Source organism: Legionella pelazae (genome assembly GCF_052527395.1).
In genome coordinates, this window is record NZ_JBNVZS010000003.1 from 234372 (window position 1) to 252731 (window position 18360).

An 18360-nucleotide genomic window follows, 5' to 3' on the forward strand; every position below is an offset into this window, starting at 1 on the left:
ATGACAGAAAGAAGGATATGTATTTTATTAATGGATTCTTTTGGACTTGGCGCAAGTCTAGATGCTCATCGTTATGGTAATACGGGCGCTAATACGTTTGGTCATATTCATCTGGCTTGCGAAAAAGGAGAGGCTAACATTAATGGCCTTCGAGAAGGGCCATTATTTATCCCTAATTTAACTAAACTAGGTCTTTATCATGCCGCTTTAGCAAGCACAGGTGTTAAGTTATTATCGCTTGATGAATTGGCTGAACCGTCTGGGTATTATGGCTATGCTGTTGAGCAGAGTTTAGGAAAAGATACACCTAGCGGCCACTGGGAGATAGCCGGTGTCCCAGTCCTGTTTGAATGGGGCTATTTTCCAGAAACTATTCCTTGCTTTCCTGCAAAATTAATTTCTGACTTCTTAGAGCAAACAGGCCTGCCCGGTGTACTTGGCCAAAAGCATGCCTCAGGCACTGTTATTATTGAAGAGCTCGGCGAAGAACATATTAAAACTGGAAAACCTATTGTTTACACTTCTGCAGATAGTGTGTTTCAAATTGCGGCGCATGAAGAACATTTCGGTTTAGATAAACTGTATAAAGTATGTGAAATTGCTCGTAAACTTGTTGATGACTATAACATTGGCCGAGTGATTGCAAGACCATTTATAGGTAAGCCGGGTTCATTTAAACGCACAGGTAATCGCCACGATTATGCAACGCCTCCTCCTGCACCTACCTTGCTTGACTTCTTAAAAGAACAGGGCCGAGACGTCATTGCTATTGGTAAAATAGCTGATATTTTTGCTCATCAAGGTCTAACTGAAACAGTTAAAGCTGAGGGCAATATGGCCTTATTTGATGCTACTTTAGGTGCTTTAGATAGAGCACCTGGCGGGAGTTTAATTTTCACAAATTTTGTAGATTTTGACTCTTCTTATGGGCATCGAAGAGATATTGCTGGCTATGCTCATGCACTGGAAGAATTTGATGCTCGAATTCCAGAACTACAAGCAAAATTAAAGCCTAATGATCTAGTTCTTATTGCAGCTGATCATGGATGTGATCCTACTTTTCCAGGCTCAGACCATACACGTGAACATATTCCTGTTTTAGCTTTCGGCCCTAAAATAAAGAGCAAATTTATTGGACGACGAGAAACATTTGCTGATATTGGCCAAAGTTTAGCCCACTATTTAGAGATAGAACCTCTATTACATGGGGTATCTTTTATTTAAGGATTAAGTTTGAATATTTTAGAGTTATTCGTTTTATGAAGGCGATATAATATGATTTACCCGTCTTCCTTTATTGAGTACTGTAAATTAATTAGACACAAAATGACGTCTTTGCGTAAAACTGTCTTATATATTTTATGGCATACAAAAAAACCTTTAAAAGCTTATGAAGTTTTAGATTATTTATTACAGATAAAAGGTAATTCCAAGCCTTCAACTGTCTATCGTGTTCTTGATTATTTTATTGCTTGTGGCATTGTACATAAAATTGAATCAATTCAGTCCTATATGCTTTGTCATACACCTATTAAACAGGCGTCTGTAGAGCTTTTATTGGTATGTAGCCAGTGTCATCAAGTGAATGAAGTTCATGATAAGGAAATATTAAGTGTTGTAGAGAGTTTAGCTAAAGTGAATGATTTTTTAATAAGCAAGGAAGCTATTGAACTCAAAGGGATTTGTAAAAGGTGTTGGGATAAGGAGAAAGCTTAATTTATGTTTATGAGCTTAATGTTCAAATAGTGGAAATTTTTACCATATCCTATTGAATTTTTATAATAAGTCCCCACTTGATGAATTTAACTTAATCTAGAGGTAATAGTTTTGGAACAATATCGCGGTACAACTATCCTATCAGTAAGGCGAGGACATACAGTCGTTATTGGAGGGGATGGTCAGGTCACTATGGGTAATACGGTCATGAAAGGAAATGCTCGTAAAGTTAGACGTTTATATAAAGATAAAGTAATTGCAGGGTTTGCAGGTGGTACCGCAGATGCTTTTACACTTTTCGAGCGCTTTGAACGCAAACTTGAAATGCATCAAGGCCATTTGGTACGAGCTGCTGTAGAGTTAGCAAAGGATTGGCGTACAGATAAAATGTTACGCCGCTTAGAGGCCTTGCTAGCAGTAGCAGATAATAAAGCATCTTTAATTATCACAGGAAATGGTGATGTTATTGAGCCAGAAGAAGGCGGATTAATAGCAATTGGCTCAGGTGGGCCTTTTGCTCAGGCTGCAGCGAGGGCTTTATTAAAAAATACGGATTTGTCCGCTAGAGAAATAGTAGAAAAAAGTCTAAATATAGCAGGTGAAATTTGTATTTATACTAATCATCAGTTAACTATTGAAGAATTGGAAAGTGACAGTGAATAATATGATTACCACGATGACTATGACTCCGCGTGAAATTGTTGAGGAGTTAAATAAACATATCATTGGGCAGGAGGAAGCAAAGCGTGCTGTAGCCATTGCTCTACGCAATCGTTGGCGCCGTATGCAAATTAAAGATCCTGATTTACGTAATGAGATAATGCCTAAAAATATTCTAATGATTGGGCCCACAGGCGTAGGCAAAACAGAAATTGCAAGGCGCTTAGCAAAGTTGGCACAAGCACCTTTTATTAAAGTAGAAGCAACTAAATTTACTGAAGTAGGCTATGTAGGTCGTGATGTTGATTCAATTATGCGTGATCTGGTCGATGTTTCGATCAAACAAGAGCGACAATTAGCGATGAAAAAGGTTGAGCACTTATCGGAAGAAGCTGCTGAAAATCGTGTGCTTGATGCCCTTTTACCGCCACCACGAGGTAGTTTAACGCCTGCAGAAAAAGACAGTACAACAAGGCAGGCTTTTCGTAAACAATTACGTGAAGGTGCGCTGGATAATAATGAAATCGAGATTGATTTAGCTGCAACGCCAGTCGGCATAGAAATTATGGCTCCTCCTGGTATGGAAGAAATGACCAGTCAATTACAAGCTATGTTTCATCAGGTCGGTAGTAATCGGACAAAGACTCGCAAATTAACAATTGCTAAAGCAATGAAGTTACTACGCGAAGAGGAGGCAGCAAAACTCATTAATGAAGAAGATATCAAGTCACGAGCAATCGAAAGTGTTGAACAAAATGGCATTGTCTTTATAGATGAAATAGATAAAGTCGCTAAGCGCGCCGAACATGGTAGTGGTGGCGATGTATCTCGAGAAGGAGTTCAACGAGATTTATTACCTTTAGTTGAAGGCTCAACCATTTCAACTAAATACGGACCTGTTAAATCTGATCATGTATTATTTATTGCATCAGGTGCATTTCATGTTGCCAAACCTTCTGATTTAATCGCCGAGTTACAAGGCCGTCTACCAATTCGGGTAGAATTAAGCGCCTTAACTGTAGACGATTTTGTGCGTATATTAACCGAACCTAGCAATTCCTTAACGGAGCAGTATATTGCACTCATGGCTACTGAAGGATTACAGTTAACGTTTGATGAAACGGGAATTAGAAGAATTGCTGAAGTTGCTTGGCGAGTTAATGAGCGTACAGAAAATATTGGTGCTCGTCGACTTTACACGGTGATGGAGCGGCTCTTAGAGGTTGTATCCTTTGAAGCAACAGATAAAGCGGGTGAAATTGTTCATGTTGATAAAGCTTACGTTGACGCCCATCTCGGTAAATTAGTAGAAGATGAAGATTTAGCTCGATACATTTTATAGTTAAGATTCCCTTGCGGGAATCTAGCTATTTCTACCTACAATTGATCTAGGTTAAGCTTTTATATTTTTAGATCCCTGCTCTTAAAATCTATTATTCCTAAGGTTTTAACAAAAGCGGCGACTTATTTATCCGCTCTACCTATCAAGTATCAGATCGATTAACAACCACTATATTCTTGTTGGTAGGTGGGCCACTGCTAAATAATTTGGCTAAGCTTATTGATAAAGACTGTTGTAAAAGCTTATCATTTTCTTTGAATATATTTTCCCAAGGGAATGTGGTTGCTATGCCTTCAAAATCATATTGATCGGGCAAATTATAGGGTAGATGCTTACTTAACCAGTATAAAGAAATCTCATTTAAATCTCGACTTAATAAATATTGTCCATCAATCCCTATATGAATTAAATTGATTCTTTGTAATTCACTAATCATATGATCACTATCAATTTCAAAAGGTTGAGTGCTTGCTTGAATGAGTTCATCAAGACATAGCCCTTGGCCTTCTTTTTGTTTTAACCATAGTAATTGTAACCAAAGTAAGGCATGTGAAAAGCCGTCAATGGGTTTTCCGCTACGTCTTTTATGATGAACAGAAAGTGCATAGCTCACCTCTGCCCCTAATAAGGTAATAAACCAGACCCAATAAATCCAAACAAAGAAAATTGGTACAATGGCAAAAGCACCATAAAGTAATTGATAGGTATCATAGTGTGATAAATAATAAGCAAATGCCTGTTTAGCTGATTCAAATAAAATTGTTGCAAATAAACCACCGAGGAAGCCATGCCAAAACAGAATAGGGCGATTAGGAACTATGACATATAAAAAAGTAAAACCTGTAAGTGAAAGCAAAAAAGGCAGCATACTTAAAATAAAAGAAGGCGCTTGTTGCTCTTTTAGGAAAGGAATAGAAATCAAATAAGAGCTAGCTGCTAAACTTAAACCTAAAAAAATAGGGCCAAGTGATAATATAGCCCAATATAATAAAAAAGCAGCTACACCTTTTCTAGCGCTAGATACACGCCATATTTTATTCATAGCACGCTCAATAGTAACCATAACAAGTATGGCTGTTATAAATAAAAAAGCCACACCCCATATGGAAAGTTTAGAAACTTGCGTTGAAAAATCTTGAACATAATTTTGCACTATTTTACCAGTAGCAGGGACAAAATTTTCAAAGATAAAATCTTGGACAGGACCACTAAAGTTATGAAATACCGGAAAAGAAGATAGGATGGAAAAACCGACTGTCATTAAGGGGACAATGGCTAATAATGTAGTAAAAGCCAGGGCAGAAGCACGATAAGCACAATCATCCTCAATAAAATGATTAACAACAAAGCGAATAAATCGCTCTAACCTATCCCACCTTAAATTGATGGCTCTTCTCCAATCCATAACTATTTCCATTTAAGTAATAGAGTAATTTATTTTTATAGAATAAATAGGCTCTTTTATATGTATACTAAGTTTTATATCGCCTTGTAGGCTCTTTTGCCTTAATGAGGCACTCGATAATCTGGATCTGAAATAAGAAGCTTACAAAGTATTGTAAAAAATCCGGACCTTATATTAACTTCTTATTGCCTATTTTCATTGCTCATCTTGTTAATTATTTAAAGTTAATTTGGATATTAAATTGCAATTAGTTTAATTCTATCTCTTCTATAAACAAATTTTATAACAGTAAGGCAAAAAATACACAAGAGAGATTTATTTGAGCTGATAAAGTACCTTAAGTGATCAGGAGGATACATAAAGGTCCGTTTGATCCTCAACGGTAAATTTTACTGCAAATTTAAACGCACTTGATAAGTCTTGCCTTGTGAATCATAGTTGTAATTTATTTTACATTAAGCTGGTATAATAGCTTTGTTATTATAGCCCTAAATAGAGAATTTACTTTACAAGCTCAGGCTTAAAAGAGAAAGGTGTAGGTGTTCTTGACACAGTTGGGCTTATTGTCTCTGGTGAAGATATCAGTGAAAGAGATTTCTCAGAATCAGGAGCGCTTTTAGAGTCACATTCTGTTAATAATAAAATATTGGGGTCATCTGCACTTGAAGTGGATGTCACCGCAGGGTGCCTCCTTGTAGATGTATTATCACTTAATTTAGAAGTTTTATTTTGTTGCTTAGTGACGCCTAAACTTTCTCCTACAGAAACGTAGGTTTGTTTTGGTTTTTTATCAAGCTCTAGTCCTTGCAGATTATTAGTATATAAATTATATAAAGCAGCTAAACGCCCATTACTTAATACCTTTTCGTGACTAGTAATATCTACCTTTTTACCATCAACAATATCACGTAAGGCTTCAGCTGCCGTAAGTTTCTCTTCCCTTGAAAATCCCCGCTGCCATTGATTAGTGTAAACTGCTTCTTTTTGTCGATGAGCAATATAACAACTAATGGCTTTCTGTAAAAATTTTAATTGAATTTCAGGATGACAAGTTGGTATTAACTTTATTAATGGTGAGTCAGGCGCAATGTCTTTAATAGATAAATCTGTTTTATCGATTAAAAGAGGAATTAATTCAGAATGGTTCATTCTACAGGCGACCATTAAAGGCGTAAGGCCCTCTGAACAAAGTGCATTAAAGTCAATATTTGGTCGAGATATTAATTTTTGTACAATATCTCGGTTTCCTATATAACAGGCTAGGTGTAAAGGCGTTCTTAAATTCCTATTTGTTTTTTGATTAATCGAAATATCAGGATCATCTAACATCTCTTCAATTAATCGCGGGTTGCCGCTTAACAGCGCTTGGTGTAGTAGGGTATAGCCTAAGGAATCAATTTTATTAACTTTCGCACCTCTGTTTAAAAGTAATGCTACAATTGCTTCATTTCCTGATTCAATAGCGAAGGAAAGTGGGGTTCTACCTGTTTTAGTTTCAAGATTAATATTGATATCAGGAATAGTTAATAAATATTCAACCGCCTCTTTAGAGCCTGTCCCACAAGCAATTGCTAAAGGTGACATATCCTCTGAGTTTGGTAAATTAACATCAATACAATTAAAATTTATATGCTTCAAAGTAGCTACATCATTACTAAAAGCGGCTGTATGTAGTAAAAGAGAACCAGAGGAAGGATGAAGGATTTTTACTTCTACTTCAGTTGCTGGAATATCCAGCTCAAATTGATTATCTTCAGCTGTAAAAACAGCAGTCTTCATAACTAACGGATTTTTCGTACCAGTAAGCCAGCTTATTAATCGATTATTATTGTTAAAACTTTGGTAATCTAACTTAGCCGCCAGTTCTTCAGCTGTGTATCGCTTGCCTCTTTCGTCTAAGTAATTTGTATCCAATAGTTCGAACTGATTTTTGCCTAGAACGCGTACACTGACAGTATGTCGATTAGCACTTAATAAAATAGCTGCATTATTTTTATCTTTTAATTGCTCACTTAAATTAACTAAATAATTTTTAAGGGTGGTTTCATTATATTGATCTACGCGAAAAAAGGTTCGAGATAAGCCACCCATTTTCTCTAAAGAAGCGGATTGCGTATAGGGAGCTATTTTAACTTCATTATGCTGGTAGGCCTTATTAAATATATTAATACCTGTGGATGGAGCCAAATGTAGGGCCACATTTTGAAAGAAAGCCTGAATTTCAATTAAAAATTCATCATTATCATTAAATTTACCTTTGGCAACATTTCTCTGAGCTTGTTCAATAAGGTCTTTTAAGTGCTCAGGTTTATCCTTAAAGCGCTCTAGATAGTTTAGTCTCTTATTAAAAGTAGCTAAATCATTACTACATACAGCTTGGGCCCACATAGCAGAGAAACCATGACATATCCCTTCTGAGGTTTGTTGTGTATATCCGAGCGCTTGGCAAATTCCAATAAGCTGTCTATGTTTCATAAAACAAAATTTAATAAATAACAATAAAGTTTTATTTTAGAGCAAATTGGGTTAAATTTTATTGATTTGATTAAATGTTTTCATCATTTTAACAATATGAAGCATATAATATCTATTGACTTAGTTACTTATTATATGCTGGAAGTACTTAGCCCTTATTTGATGTATATATGAGTATTCTAGATTTCTATTTCCCTTGAAGTTGCAGAAGCTAAGGCCATACTCCTTAGCTCACTTAAACGGCTGGTGCAGAGATAGAAAGCTCTTCTTTTGACTTTAAAGACAAAGCGAAAACGCCTACTAAACCTAATAAATAGATTAAACCAGCTATTGCACAGTATAAGCCAAAATAATTGTTATTATGTTGAGCATAGATATGATTTGCAATTTCCACACCAACAGCTTGTGCTATCATGCTGATTAAACTAATCATGGCATAAGCTGTTCCTTTACTTATGGGCGTTGAAAATAAGACATATCTGTTTAGTGGTGCTGCTGTCACCCCTAAACCAAAGCCATATAAAGTTAAACCAGGTAAAAGCCATTCAAAGTTCGAATTAATGAGGCTAGGTAATAAAAATGTAGCGAGTAAGCCTGCTGTAGATAACATTGAGCCAAAGAAAATAATCGGTTTGAGTGCCTTCTTGCGTGTTAATTTATGTAAATACCAATTGCCTAATAATCCTGCACCAAAAATAGGTAACTGCCAAAGAGCATAAGCAATAACGCTTAATTTTGCGTCAGCAACAATAATAATAGGTGAAATGGCAATCCAAGCAACACAGGGAACACCAACCATACCAGCAACCAAAGCACCTATCATAAAACCCGGATTTGTTAACAGTTGTATATAGTTTCTAAAAACAATTCGTGGCGCTAAGGAGATACGCGGAATGATTTGCCCATCTTTCTTTTGCGCACCAACAGGCTCCGGCATAAAACGCCATAAACCCCATAATGCTAGCAAGGCAAAAGAGCCAATGAGAATGAAAATACCACGCCAATGAAAATAAAGAATAAAGGTTGCACCTGCCAGAGGGCCTAATAAGGGCGCTAATGATGCGACATTTGCTAGCGTTGCTACTAGTCGAACAGCGTCCATTTCATCAAAAATCTCCTGTAAGGTTGCATAACCTATGACACCAATGAAACAAAGGCCCATTCCCTCGAAATAACGAGCTAATAAAAATTGGCCAATTGAATCAGAGCAGGCAATAAAAGCGGTAAATACAAAAAATAATATTGCTCCTGTTAGCATAACTGGCCTGCGACCAATTCGATCGGAGATTGGTCCAAGAAAAAGTTGCAAACTAGCGCCACCTAAAATATAAGCCGTTAATGAAGTAGCAATTGCAGATTCAGGCCCATGGAAAGAAGTAATAACCTGAATCATACCAGGCATGATCATATCATTGGCAATATAGGTTAAAAATTGATAAAGCACGAGAAAACTAGCAAAAGATAGGGCTTGCTTCCGCGAAATATTAATTAATGGATGTGCCATATCACTACTCCAATATAGCCAAGTAAGAATTAGAGCTCTAATTGTACAGAAAGCCCTTTTAAATGTCATTAATTTAGATGGGATAATTTAAAGATATGAATTAGATTAATAATTAATTTTTATCTAAACATTTTTCGGGATGACTAGCCAATGTCTATAAAGTCTTTCAGAGGGGGCAATGGGAGAAATTAATAAGACAAACTGACTGCTTGATCGAGGAGAATAGCTAGCTTTATTTTGACGAGGGGAAGCATTCCTTTGGCCAGTTTATCCCGCAGCCTGAAAATAACTTTAGGGATGTTGCCTAAATAGTAGAATTAAAATTAAGTTAACTATTATATTGATATACCAAAGTCTCACTAGTAGTTTGAGCATCAATAAGACCTAAATTAACTGGTGTATAACCTGCTCGCTCCAAAGCCTTTCGAGTCTGCTCGACAAGATAGCCAGGTGCTGCGCTATCACTATTTTGGCTGCGCTTACTGCGATGCCCCCCACCATGCATTTTCACAGACGCTGTATTACAGCCCTCTACTTTCTCCGCAGGCACTAATAGATGGGCATAAATATTTTTTATTTTCAAAACGGTTCGGTTTCTCCCGGTAGTCTCTAATGTTCCTCCGAGTTTATGCAAAAGACTAATCAGCGCCCTTAAATCAATTGTCTCATGGTCACCTTTAGCGTTGTGTTTTACTTTCGATGACCATATTTTTCTAAAAGTGTCTTGATGCTCTTTATTAAGATTTAAGGTATTATGCTTATTTTCTACCTTAGACTCTACTGAAGAACTAGCAGGCGCTCTGGCTTTCTTTTTCTTACTTTTAGGAAAGAGTTGGTAGTCATTATAAGAAGACTTACTTTGCTCGCCGTCTATTTTTTCATTACTCTCTAATCCTTTTTCTTCTTTTTCATTTCCTAGTTGGTCTTCTCTTGTTTCTTGCCCATTTCCTTCCTCCTCTTTGCCTAGCTGTGATGAAGTTGTACTAAAGTCATCAAGTTCATTAGTCTTTGTTAAGTGATGTTTATTTTTAATATCTACTTTCGGATTTTCCGGCGATAGAGACGGTTCTATTTGCTCTGCTGTTGTTTTAGGCAGCTCATCCTGAGTTAGTATGGGACTTAAAGAGGTGGATGATTGTTCTTTCTCATGTAATTCACTTACATGTGGAGTAGAGTCTGGTCTCCTTACTGTTGTATTCGTTATTGGCGACGGTATCAACTGACTTTCTGTATATTTTGTAGTATCAGACGATTGTTCTAAAAGTTTCTTTTGAATGATTGCACGTAAAAAGATTGTTATCTTATCTTCTATCTGATATTTAGCTTGCAAGTTTTCAAATAACTCTCTATAGATATCACACATATCTGTAGATACGGTTTTTGTTTTATTTAGGACCTTTATGATCTCTAAATATTCTCTTTTTAAAGCTTGAGCTTCAACATTATCAGGGTTTTTATCTAAGAAGCTACACAATCTTTTATAAATACTTGGTCTATGCTCGCTTTCACCTAGGGCGATTGAAACGGAGTAATTCTTTGTTAAGGTGATTTGTGCATCATCTTTGAACCGTTGGCTATGTTGGCTAACATAAGGCACTAAAATGTCTAGCATTTCTTTTAAAGTATTTGCTTCAGTCAGCAGGGGAGACTTGGAGCTCCTTGCATCTATTATGGCCCTATTAATCTTTTTTGCGGCATCTTTACCATAAACATAAGAAAATATTTGTTTGAGTCCCTCTGGCTTTGTGTTAAAAGCAAATAATTTATTCTCTTGGTAGGCAAAATTAATGATTAAATACAAATGATCTACATTTTGGATATCAGTTATATTTAACTGCGCCTTAAGTTTTTCGTAAACTTTTATATCTCTCTGTATGTCTCCTATAAAGCCTTGTTTCATGTCTTCTAGTATATCATCATTAGGTAAAGTATAAGATTGGGGCATTTCAGATAAACTTATACAATTTGACACAATAATTTCAAAGGCTTCATGCTTATTTTCACTTTCTTGTAATTGCTTTAATAAGATTTCATTATACTCAATTTGAGCGTCAATGTATTTTTTGATCTCATCTAAAGGCGAGCCTTGCATATGATTACAGTTGACAGAGTCTGCAGGTGTAAAAAATAATGTTGCTTTTGATTTCATAATGAACAACTAGATTTAAATAATTACAAGTATAACACTTTTATGTTAAGCAAAGATTAAACTAGAAATTATTCTTATAGACCAAATTTCCTTCAAGTTACCTATTACCAAAGAGGAGTGATAACTAGAGACATTATTTATGGACTTATATGGAAAAATATCAACACGACAATAGGTGGCTTGGTAAGTTTAAAATTAACTTTAGGCCATTAATGTAAGGATTCTAACTAAGCATATAGAAATAAATGAAAACGATTTAGGCTAAGATTTAACTTAATTTATGATTCATATTAGTAAAAAAATTGCGACACGGGCTACTCTAAAAATTAATTGCTATTATTGTGCTTAAAGCAATATTATGGATATTTATTACTTTAATAGTCATATAACAAAGTTAACAGAGTATTATAATATCGTTATAATTTATCAGGCTTTTAGCATTAAAGAGGAAGGAAATAAAGTATAATGAAGCCCTATATTCTTGTTTTATTCTATTCAAGAAATGGCGCAACAGCACAATTAGCGCAATACATAGCTCGAGGAGTAGAAAGTGTCGCAGGAATTGAAGCCCGGATAAGAACAGTACCACCTGTATCCACGGTTTGTGAGGCAACAGAAAAAGCAATACCTGAGCAGGGCGCGCCCTATGCTACCTTAGAAGACTTACAGCATTGTAGTGGGCTTGCATTAGGCAGTCCAACGAGATTTGGCAATATGGCAGCGCCACTTAAGTATTTCCTAGATAGCACGACGGCTTTATGGCTCACAGGTGAGCTAGCTAATAAACCAGCTTGTGTTTTTACATCAACCTCTACTATTCATGGCGGCCAAGAAACGACCCTAACAAGTATGATGCTTCCGCTATTTCATCATGGCATGATCCTTGTTGGTATTCCTTATACTGAGCCTGTGTTAAATACAACTAAAACAGGCGGTAGCCCATATGGTATGTCTCATGTTGCAGGAATCGATAATAGTTACCCAATTAGTGAGGATGAGATGGTATTAGCTAAACAGTTAGGTAAGCGGCTCGGTTCTATTGCCCTGAAATTACTTGCAAGACAAGAACCTAAGTAGCTTTTAGTTGTTAACATTCGATTGCAACTTACGGCTTGATCACGGCATCCAAGACGATACTGCTGTCAATAGAACATATCTTTACACCTACATACCGCGAACAAGTCGCGGTATGTAGATAGAGGGATAGAAGGTTGCTACAATTAATTACTTAGATTGATAATGTCTATAATTTTAAAAGCTAAGATTTTATTTAAGCTTAATAAGTTAACAATTTATTATTCATTGTAAATTAGGTTTCTTTTTATGTTAAACTGTTGTTTTATTTTGATTACTTAATCAATTAAGCTAGTTGTATAAAATGGCTGTTGTTAATTTAGAAGATTTAAATATTGTTGAGCTTGAAATTCTCTTGGGTCATTTACGTTTAGGCGAAGCTCATTTAAAGAAAAACCTAAATAAAAGACAATTTAAAAGCTTATTGCAATTAGGCTCTCTTAATTTTACTCAACGCAATAATATTCAATCTGATGGTAGAGAAAAATCAGGTAATGTCGCCTTAGTCCTTAATTGTATTATTACCAGTACCTTTGGCGCCTGGATGGGTTTCTCAGGTTTTATGGATCTTCATCTTAATTCTTTTATTATCCTTGCAGGTATTACATCTATTGCGCTTTTAACAGGCAGCTTAGTAGGATACTTTAGTTTTAAACTAACAGCACAAAATGCGCAATCAGCAGTTAATACCCAGAAAATCCTTAACGTCCAATTACATGTTACTCGCTTGATTTTAAATAGAAAGCAAGAACAGATTGAGTCAATAACTAAATACCTTAATCATTCGCTTAACTATCTTTACAAAAATACACCTAGCGTAGGTCGTAATCCATCGCTCGATTATTGTGATTTTAATGAAAATAGCGATTTTATTGATTGGATTAATGATTTATGTTTTGTAATTCACAAGAAATGCGAGGAAGTAAAATCAGAAAGCATTTATGAGTTTTATGGCGATAGACTTAATGAAATTATAAATAACTTAAATGGGTTATTAACTACTCATTGGATTACTAATGCTGATGGCGATATTTCTGTTGTTGATTTAATGGAAAAGAAAGGTTGGAGTTTATCTCTACCTGATGATAACAGCTCCTTTATACAAGTTTTATCAAATCCTGTTAACAAGCGGGATCCTTTTATTAAACAAAAATCGTGGGTAAGAAAAAACTTATTAGCGCTAATTGCAGGTGTTATCCCAACCTTAATGGGGGGCTTTGCCTCTATGTTCGTATTTCTTGCCGGTGGACCTAACTTAGCTAGAGAACTAGGTCTACATTCACTCGCTCAAGCGCTAAGAAATCCAAGTGCTCGGCTAATTGAATTTAGTATTGCGGTCTCTTTAACAATTTATTACGCCTTGTCCTATGCTTATAGTAATTACAAACTTTTCTTACGTGATGAAGAAGCTGAAAAAACAAAGAAAGAAATAGTAAAAGAAGAGCAAGCTATTATTGATTTAACTACAAAGTTAAATGTCTTAGAAAAGATGAAAGAGCAGATGATGCGTATTATTAATATTTATACAGCTCTTGAAAAGATAGCCAATATCTGGGTTGTGAAGAAAAAGGAACTTAATAACTATATTAATTTAATGAAGATTCAGAAAATTAAGGAAGAGAGTAAGCTTGTTGAAGGGAAGGCTAATTAGTAGAACTAAGCATTGCATTAGGAACTTAAGCTAATAAATAGGCTAGAAAATAATACAGGACGATAATGAAGACAATCATGGCGCTTTTACTGTTTGGGTTAAGCAGCTGTGTTTCTGCTCTATCCAATAATTCATTGCTTTTTCTTACATCATCAGATGCTGATATAGCGCCCCTGCATAAAAACCACTATATGTTAAATTTAAAAAAGCCAGCTAACTACATTATTTATTTTACGCCTAGTCGAAAAAGTACTGGTTTGATTGCCTTAGAGAACTTCATCTCCCTTTGGCGTAATCAAACTTTAAGAAACAATTTTTCTGATAACCCACCGCAGGCCGTTCTTATGATGGTGACGGCAAATGGACAACAAAGCGTTCGTGCAATTATTGCTAATCCTAGTCTGGTTAAAGAGACCTTAAGTTATCAAATTTCAGTGCTTAATGGCCAACCTTTAAAAATTGAAAAATTAAAATTTATTACGCTTATTTTTGATAAGGTATCAGATACTATTGATTTTTCTAATTTAAAACCCGCCAATTATATTAAACCCAATAGCAAAGATGAAGATTCTTCTATGTTAAATGAGCCTTAATTAGTATATTTCTAACTCAAGAAATATCTTACATTTACTCCTTAAATAGATGTTGTTATAGTTTGCCTGCTTATAAAGCCTATGGGAATCTATGCTAATTTATTATTACTTCTTAACAGATTGTTAAGCGTTTCTACAAACAAGGCATGAGAACTTCTTCGGTTAAGCTTAATTGTATTAATTAAACATCTAAGAGCGTCACTGTGAGAGTAATTACTTTTAATGCCAATGGCATCCGATCAGCAGCCCGGAAGGGGTTTTATGAGTGGTTAACTCAGCAAGAGGCTGATTTCATTTGTATTCAGGAAACAAAAGCTCAAATTCACCAATTATCTGATGTAACTTATTATCCCTGTGGTTATCATTGCGACTATTATGATGCCCAAAAGAGAGGATATAGTGGCGTTGCTATTTATGCTCGTAATAAACCTCATGCTGTTATAAAAGGATTGGGATTTGATTTTTGTGATCAAGAAGGACGATACATCCAATTTGATTACCCTAAATTAAGTGTTGTTTCACTGTATTTGCCATCTGGAACAAGTGGCGCTCTGCGTCAGGAAGTTAAGTTTAATTTTCTCAAGCATTTTCGAGAGCATTTAATTACATTAAAGCAGCAAGGAAAAGAATTAATTATTTGTGGTGACTATAATATTGCTCATAAAGAAATCGATCTTAAAAATTGGCGAAGTAATCAAAAAAATTCTGGCTTTTTACCAGAAGAGAGGGCCTGGATGGATGAGCTATTTGGTGTATTAGGATTTGCTGATGCTTTTCGGTTAATTAATCAAGAGCAGGAGCAATACACTTGGTGGTCTCATAGAGGTAGGGCTTGGGAGAAAAATGTTGGGTGGCGGATTGACTATCAAGTTATTACCCCAGGTTTAATCGATAGTGTATATCGAGTCGCTATTCATCGTGAAGACCGCTGGTCAGATCATGCACCATTAATTATTGATTATCAAGGAGATTGGTGTGCTTAAACTAGCCACTTGGAATGTAAATTCACTTAAAATTCGACTTGAACAAGTATTACTTTGGTTTGAAGAGAATCAAATTGATATTTTAGCCCTGCAGGAAACTAAGCTTCCCGATGAAAATTTTCCTCATGTGGTTTTTATGGAGCGGGGATATTACACGGTTTATTCTGGACAGAAAACTTATAATGGCGTTGCTATTATAAGTCGGCAGCCCATTAAGGATATTATAAAAGATATACCCGACTTTAATGATCCGCAACGGCGCATCTTAATCACCACGATTGGAGAGTTACGATTAATTAATCTTTATGTACCTAATGGCGCAGCCGTAGGCTGCGATAAGTATCACTATAAGTTGAACTGGCTAAGCAAGGTGAACGCCTATATTCGTCAGGAATTAATAAACTATCCTAAGCTTGCTGTAGTTGGCGATTTTAATATTGCGCCAGAGGATAAAGATGTCCATGATCCCATTGAATGGGAGGGAAGTGTTTTAGTTAGTCCCCAAGAGCGTCAACAATTTGTCGCTTTATTAGAATTAGGCTTACATGATAGCTTTAGACTTTTTCCGCAAGAAGAAAAGTTATTTAGTTGGTGGGATTATCGTGCCGCAGGATTTAGACGTAATCGTGGCTTACGCATAGACCATATATTATTAAGCACAGAATTAGCAAAACATTGTGTTTCTGCTTATATCGATAAACTTCCGAGAAAAGTAGAAAGGCCATCTGATCATGCACCTGTGTTAGTCGAACTAGATCTAAATTAAATAGCCATTTAACCTTCCGCCAATAGCTCACCACGACTTATTTGCGAAACGTTGGCTGGCAGGGAAATCAGCCTATTTAGCAGTACTTCAATTTTTGTCCTGCTGCCCGAGAGTATTGAGCAAAAATTGAACTATAATAATGAGGAGCTGATAGTCAATTAGAGAAACTAGTGCTTAATTTAGCAAACAATTTTGAAAAATTGATTTATAATGCCATTTCTGCTAATCTCTGCCGTCATTTATTAAGAGTATGGTGCCCGACATAGGTTCAGGTGGCGATATTCGATTTGTAAGAGAGATACGTCTATGAAAGCTTCAATTCATCCTAAATATGAAACTATTAAAGTTACTTGTAGTTGTGGCCATTCTTTTGAAACACGCTCAACCTTATGTCACGATTTAAGTGTTGAAGTGTGCGCAGAATGTCATCCTTTTTATACTGGCAAGCAAAAGCTTGTTGATACAGGTGGTCGCGTACAAAAATTCCGTGATCGGTACAAAAAACGTGAAGCCGAACGTACTTAGCATAGTAATTTATCTACGTAAGTAGACATAGTTTACTCAAATAGTGTTAATTGAAATAGCTTTTATGATCAAAAATTGAATCACTAATGTAAAAAATTAGCTGTTTCTTGTATGTTATATTTACATACACTTTTAAAGGCACAATAAAATGTGCCTTTTTCCTGAAAATGACTGTTCATATTTATTATTTTTCTATATGATTTTTCGCTGAGTTCAATGAAAAGAGAGTAAGCACATTGGATAAAAATTTATTAGCTCAACGTGCACTGCATTATCATGAATTTCCAACACCAGGAAAACTTGGTATGCATATTACGAAACCGACTAATTCGCAAGACGATTTATCGTTAGCGTATACGCCAGGTGTTGCTGAACCTGTATTAGCAATAGTAGAAAATCCAGATAATGCATTTCGCTATACCTCTAAAGGCAACTTAGTTGCGGTTATTACAAATGGTACAGCCGTTCTTGGACTAGGGGATGTAGGCGCTTTAGCAAGTAAGCCTGTGATGGAAGGAAAAGCAGTATTATTTAAACGATTTGCTGACATTGACGCGTTTGATATTGAAATTGAGGCTGCAAATCCACAGGAGTTTATTACAACAATTAAGCGTATCTCACCAACCTTTGGCGGTATAAATTTGGAAGATATTAAGGCGCCAGAATGTTTTGAAGTTGAAAGAGCGCTCATGGAGCAATTAGATATTCCTGTTTTTCATGATGATCAACATGGTACAGCTATTGTCGTTGCCGCAGGCTTACTCAATGCCTTAGATTTACAAAATAAATCTCTAAAAGATGCACGTATAGTATGTATTGGTGCAGGAGCAGCTGGTATCGCTTCAATGCAGTTGCTAGTGGCATTAGGAGCACGTAAAGAAAATATTTATCTCCTTGATACTAAGGGCATTGTCCATGCAGGTCGAGAAGATTTAAATGCTTATAAATTTGCTTTTGCTCGCACAACAGATAAGCGTACGCTTGCAGACGCCTTAGTAGGCGCTGATGTATTTATTGGCGTTGCTAAACCGGATCTTTTGAGTGCCGATCTTTTAAACTTAATGGCAGCCAAACCTGTTATCTTTGCTTTATCTAACCCTGATCCAGAAATTAAACCAGAATTTGCTCACCAGATTCGTAATGATCTTATTATTGCAACTGGCCGTAGTGATTATCCTAATCAAGTTAACAACGTACTTTGTTTTCCCTATATCTTTCGTGGCGCACTTGATGTTCGCGCTACATGCATTAATCGGACGATGCAAATTGCAGCAGTTGATGCAATTCGGTCATTGGTCTTAGAACCTGTGCCGCAAATTGTTAAAGATAATTATCCTGGTGTTTCAGAATGGGAATTTGGGCCTAACTATATTATTCCAAAGCCCATTGATCCTCGCTTAAGAGAACGAGTAACTCAAGCTGTAGCAAAAGCAGCAATAGCAAGTGGTGTAAGCCGCTCTATACAACCGTAATTAGCTGGAAGGCTAACAGTATTAATATAATTTGATTTTAAACCA

Annotated in this window: 15 protein-coding genes; 11 read left to right on the forward strand and 4 right to left on the reverse strand. The window is 36.0% G+C overall.

The window, feature by feature from the left end:
- The 4 genes from ACQUW5_RS05625 (at position 1) to hslU (ending at position 3718) form a co-directional block, all read left to right on the forward strand.
- Positions 1-1224, forward strand: coding sequence for a phosphopentomutase (locus ACQUW5_RS05625; protein WP_444990231.1), 1224 nt, complete (start codon positions 1-3; stop codon positions 1222-1224).
- 51 nt (positions 1225-1275) lie between these two features.
- A complete protein-coding gene (locus ACQUW5_RS05630; RefSeq protein ID WP_444990232.1) occupies positions 1276-1716 on the forward strand; it encodes a Fur family transcriptional regulator in 441 nt (146 codons plus the stop codon).
- A gap of 111 nt (positions 1717-1827) precedes the next feature.
- Positions 1828-2379, forward strand: coding sequence for an ATP-dependent protease subunit HslV (gene hslV / locus ACQUW5_RS05635; RefSeq protein ID WP_444990233.1), 552 nt, complete (start codon positions 1828-1830; stop codon positions 2377-2379).
- A 13-nt stretch (positions 2380-2392) separates the two neighbouring features.
- Positions 2393-3718 (forward strand): ATP-dependent protease ATPase subunit HslU, encoded by a 1326-nt coding sequence (gene hslU, locus ACQUW5_RS05640; protein WP_444990264.1) that lies wholly within the window; start codon positions 2393-2395, stop codon positions 3716-3718.
- A 142-nt stretch (positions 3719-3860) separates the two neighbouring features.
- Here hslU and ACQUW5_RS05645 read toward each other — a convergent pair whose 3' ends face one another.
- From ACQUW5_RS05645 to ACQUW5_RS05660, 4 genes are all read right to left on the reverse strand, one after another.
- Positions 3861-5123, reverse strand: coding sequence for a YihY family inner membrane protein (locus tag ACQUW5_RS05645; RefSeq protein WP_444990234.1), 1263 nt, complete (start codon positions 5121-5123; stop codon positions 3861-3863).
- A 501-nt stretch (positions 5124-5624) separates the two neighbouring features.
- On the reverse strand, positions 5625-7598 hold the full coding sequence (locus ACQUW5_RS05650) for an ankyrin repeat domain-containing protein (RefSeq protein WP_444990235.1): 1974 nt from the start codon (positions 7596-7598) through the stop codon (positions 5625-5627).
- Between the two features lie 235 nt (positions 7599-7833).
- Positions 7834-9102 carry an MFS transporter gene (locus tag ACQUW5_RS05655; RefSeq protein WP_444990236.1) on the reverse strand — a complete coding sequence of 423 codons (1269 nt, stop codon included), beginning with the start codon at positions 9100-9102 and terminating at the stop codon, positions 7834-7836.
- A gap of 328 nt (positions 9103-9430) precedes the next feature.
- The gene (locus ACQUW5_RS05660) at positions 9431-11251 is read right to left on the reverse strand and encodes a hypothetical protein (RefSeq protein ID WP_444990237.1); all 1821 of its coding nucleotides are present in this window, start codon (positions 11249-11251) and stop codon (positions 9431-9433) included.
- A 462-nt stretch (positions 11252-11713) separates the two neighbouring features.
- On the opposite strand from ACQUW5_RS05660, the gene wrbA reads away from it, so the two are divergent.
- The 7 genes from wrbA (at position 11714) to ACQUW5_RS05695 (ending at position 18315) form a co-directional block, all read left to right on the forward strand.
- Positions 11714-12328 carry an NAD(P)H:quinone oxidoreductase gene (gene wrbA, locus ACQUW5_RS05665; protein WP_444990265.1) on the forward strand — a complete coding sequence of 205 codons (615 nt, stop codon included), beginning with the start codon at positions 11714-11716 and terminating at the stop codon, positions 12326-12328.
- A gap of 301 nt (positions 12329-12629) precedes the next feature.
- On the forward strand, positions 12630-13976 hold the full coding sequence (locus tag ACQUW5_RS05670) for a hypothetical protein (protein ID WP_444990238.1): 1347 nt from the start codon (positions 12630-12632) through the stop codon (positions 13974-13976).
- 65 nt (positions 13977-14041) lie between these two features.
- Positions 14042-14569 carry a hypothetical protein gene (locus ACQUW5_RS05675; protein ID WP_444990239.1) on the forward strand — a complete coding sequence of 176 codons (528 nt, stop codon included), beginning with the start codon at positions 14042-14044 and terminating at the stop codon, positions 14567-14569.
- A 203-nt stretch (positions 14570-14772) separates the two neighbouring features.
- A complete protein-coding gene (locus tag ACQUW5_RS05680; RefSeq protein ID WP_444990240.1) occupies positions 14773-15552 on the forward strand; it encodes an exodeoxyribonuclease III in 780 nt (259 codons plus the stop codon).
- The gene (gene xth / locus ACQUW5_RS05685) at positions 15545-16318 is read left to right on the forward strand and encodes an exodeoxyribonuclease III (protein ID WP_444990241.1); all 774 of its coding nucleotides are present in this window, start codon (positions 15545-15547) and stop codon (positions 16316-16318) included. The genes ACQUW5_RS05680 and xth overlap by 8 nt, the downstream gene beginning before the upstream one ends.
- Positions 16319-16624: 306 nt before the next feature.
- Positions 16625-16843, forward strand: a complete 219-nt coding sequence (rpmE, locus tag ACQUW5_RS05690) for a 50S ribosomal protein L31 (RefSeq protein WP_444990242.1) — start codon at positions 16625-16627, stop codon at positions 16841-16843.
- Positions 16844-17079: 236 nt separating this feature from the next.
- Entirely contained in the window at positions 17080-18315 is a 1236-nt protein-coding gene (locus ACQUW5_RS05695; RefSeq protein ID WP_444990243.1) for a malic enzyme-like NAD(P)-binding protein, read from the forward strand.
- The last annotated feature ends 45 nt before the right edge of the window (positions 18316-18360 follow it).

Bases quoted from the DNA above. Each gene is read 5' to 3' on its own strand.
- ACQUW5_RS05630 (WP_444990232.1), top strand. From the start codon at position 1,276: ATGATTTACCCGTCTTCCTTTATTGAGTACTGTAAATTAATTAGACAC.
- hslU (WP_444990264.1), top strand. From the start codon at position 2,393: ATGACTATGACTCCGCGTGAAATTGTTGAGGAGTTAAATAAACATATC.
- ACQUW5_RS05650 (WP_444990235.1), bottom strand. From the start codon at position 7,598: ATGAAACATAGACAGCTTATTGGAATTTGCCAAGCGCTCGGATATACA.
- ACQUW5_RS05625 (WP_444990231.1), top strand. From the start codon at position 1: ATGACAGAAAGAAGGATATGTATTTTATTAATGGATTCTTTTGGACTT.
- ACQUW5_RS05670 (WP_444990238.1), top strand. From the start codon at position 12,630: ATGGCTGTTGTTAATTTAGAAGATTTAAATATTGTTGAGCTTGAAATT.
- ACQUW5_RS05655 (WP_444990236.1), bottom strand. From the start codon at position 9,102: ATGGCACATCCATTAATTAATATTTCGCGGAAGCAAGCCCTATCTTTT.
- ACQUW5_RS05645 (WP_444990234.1), bottom strand. From the start codon at position 5,123: ATGGATTGGAGAAGAGCCATCAATTTAAGGTGGGATAGGTTAGAGCGA.
- rpmE (WP_444990242.1), top strand. From the start codon at position 16,625: ATGAAAGCTTCAATTCATCCTAAATATGAAACTATTAAAGTTACTTGT.
- ACQUW5_RS05660 (WP_444990237.1), bottom strand. From the start codon at position 11,251: ATGAAATCAAAAGCAACATTATTTTTTACACCTGCAGACTCTGTCAAC.
- ACQUW5_RS05675 (WP_444990239.1), top strand. From the start codon at position 14,042: ATGAAGACAATCATGGCGCTTTTACTGTTTGGGTTAAGCAGCTGTGTT.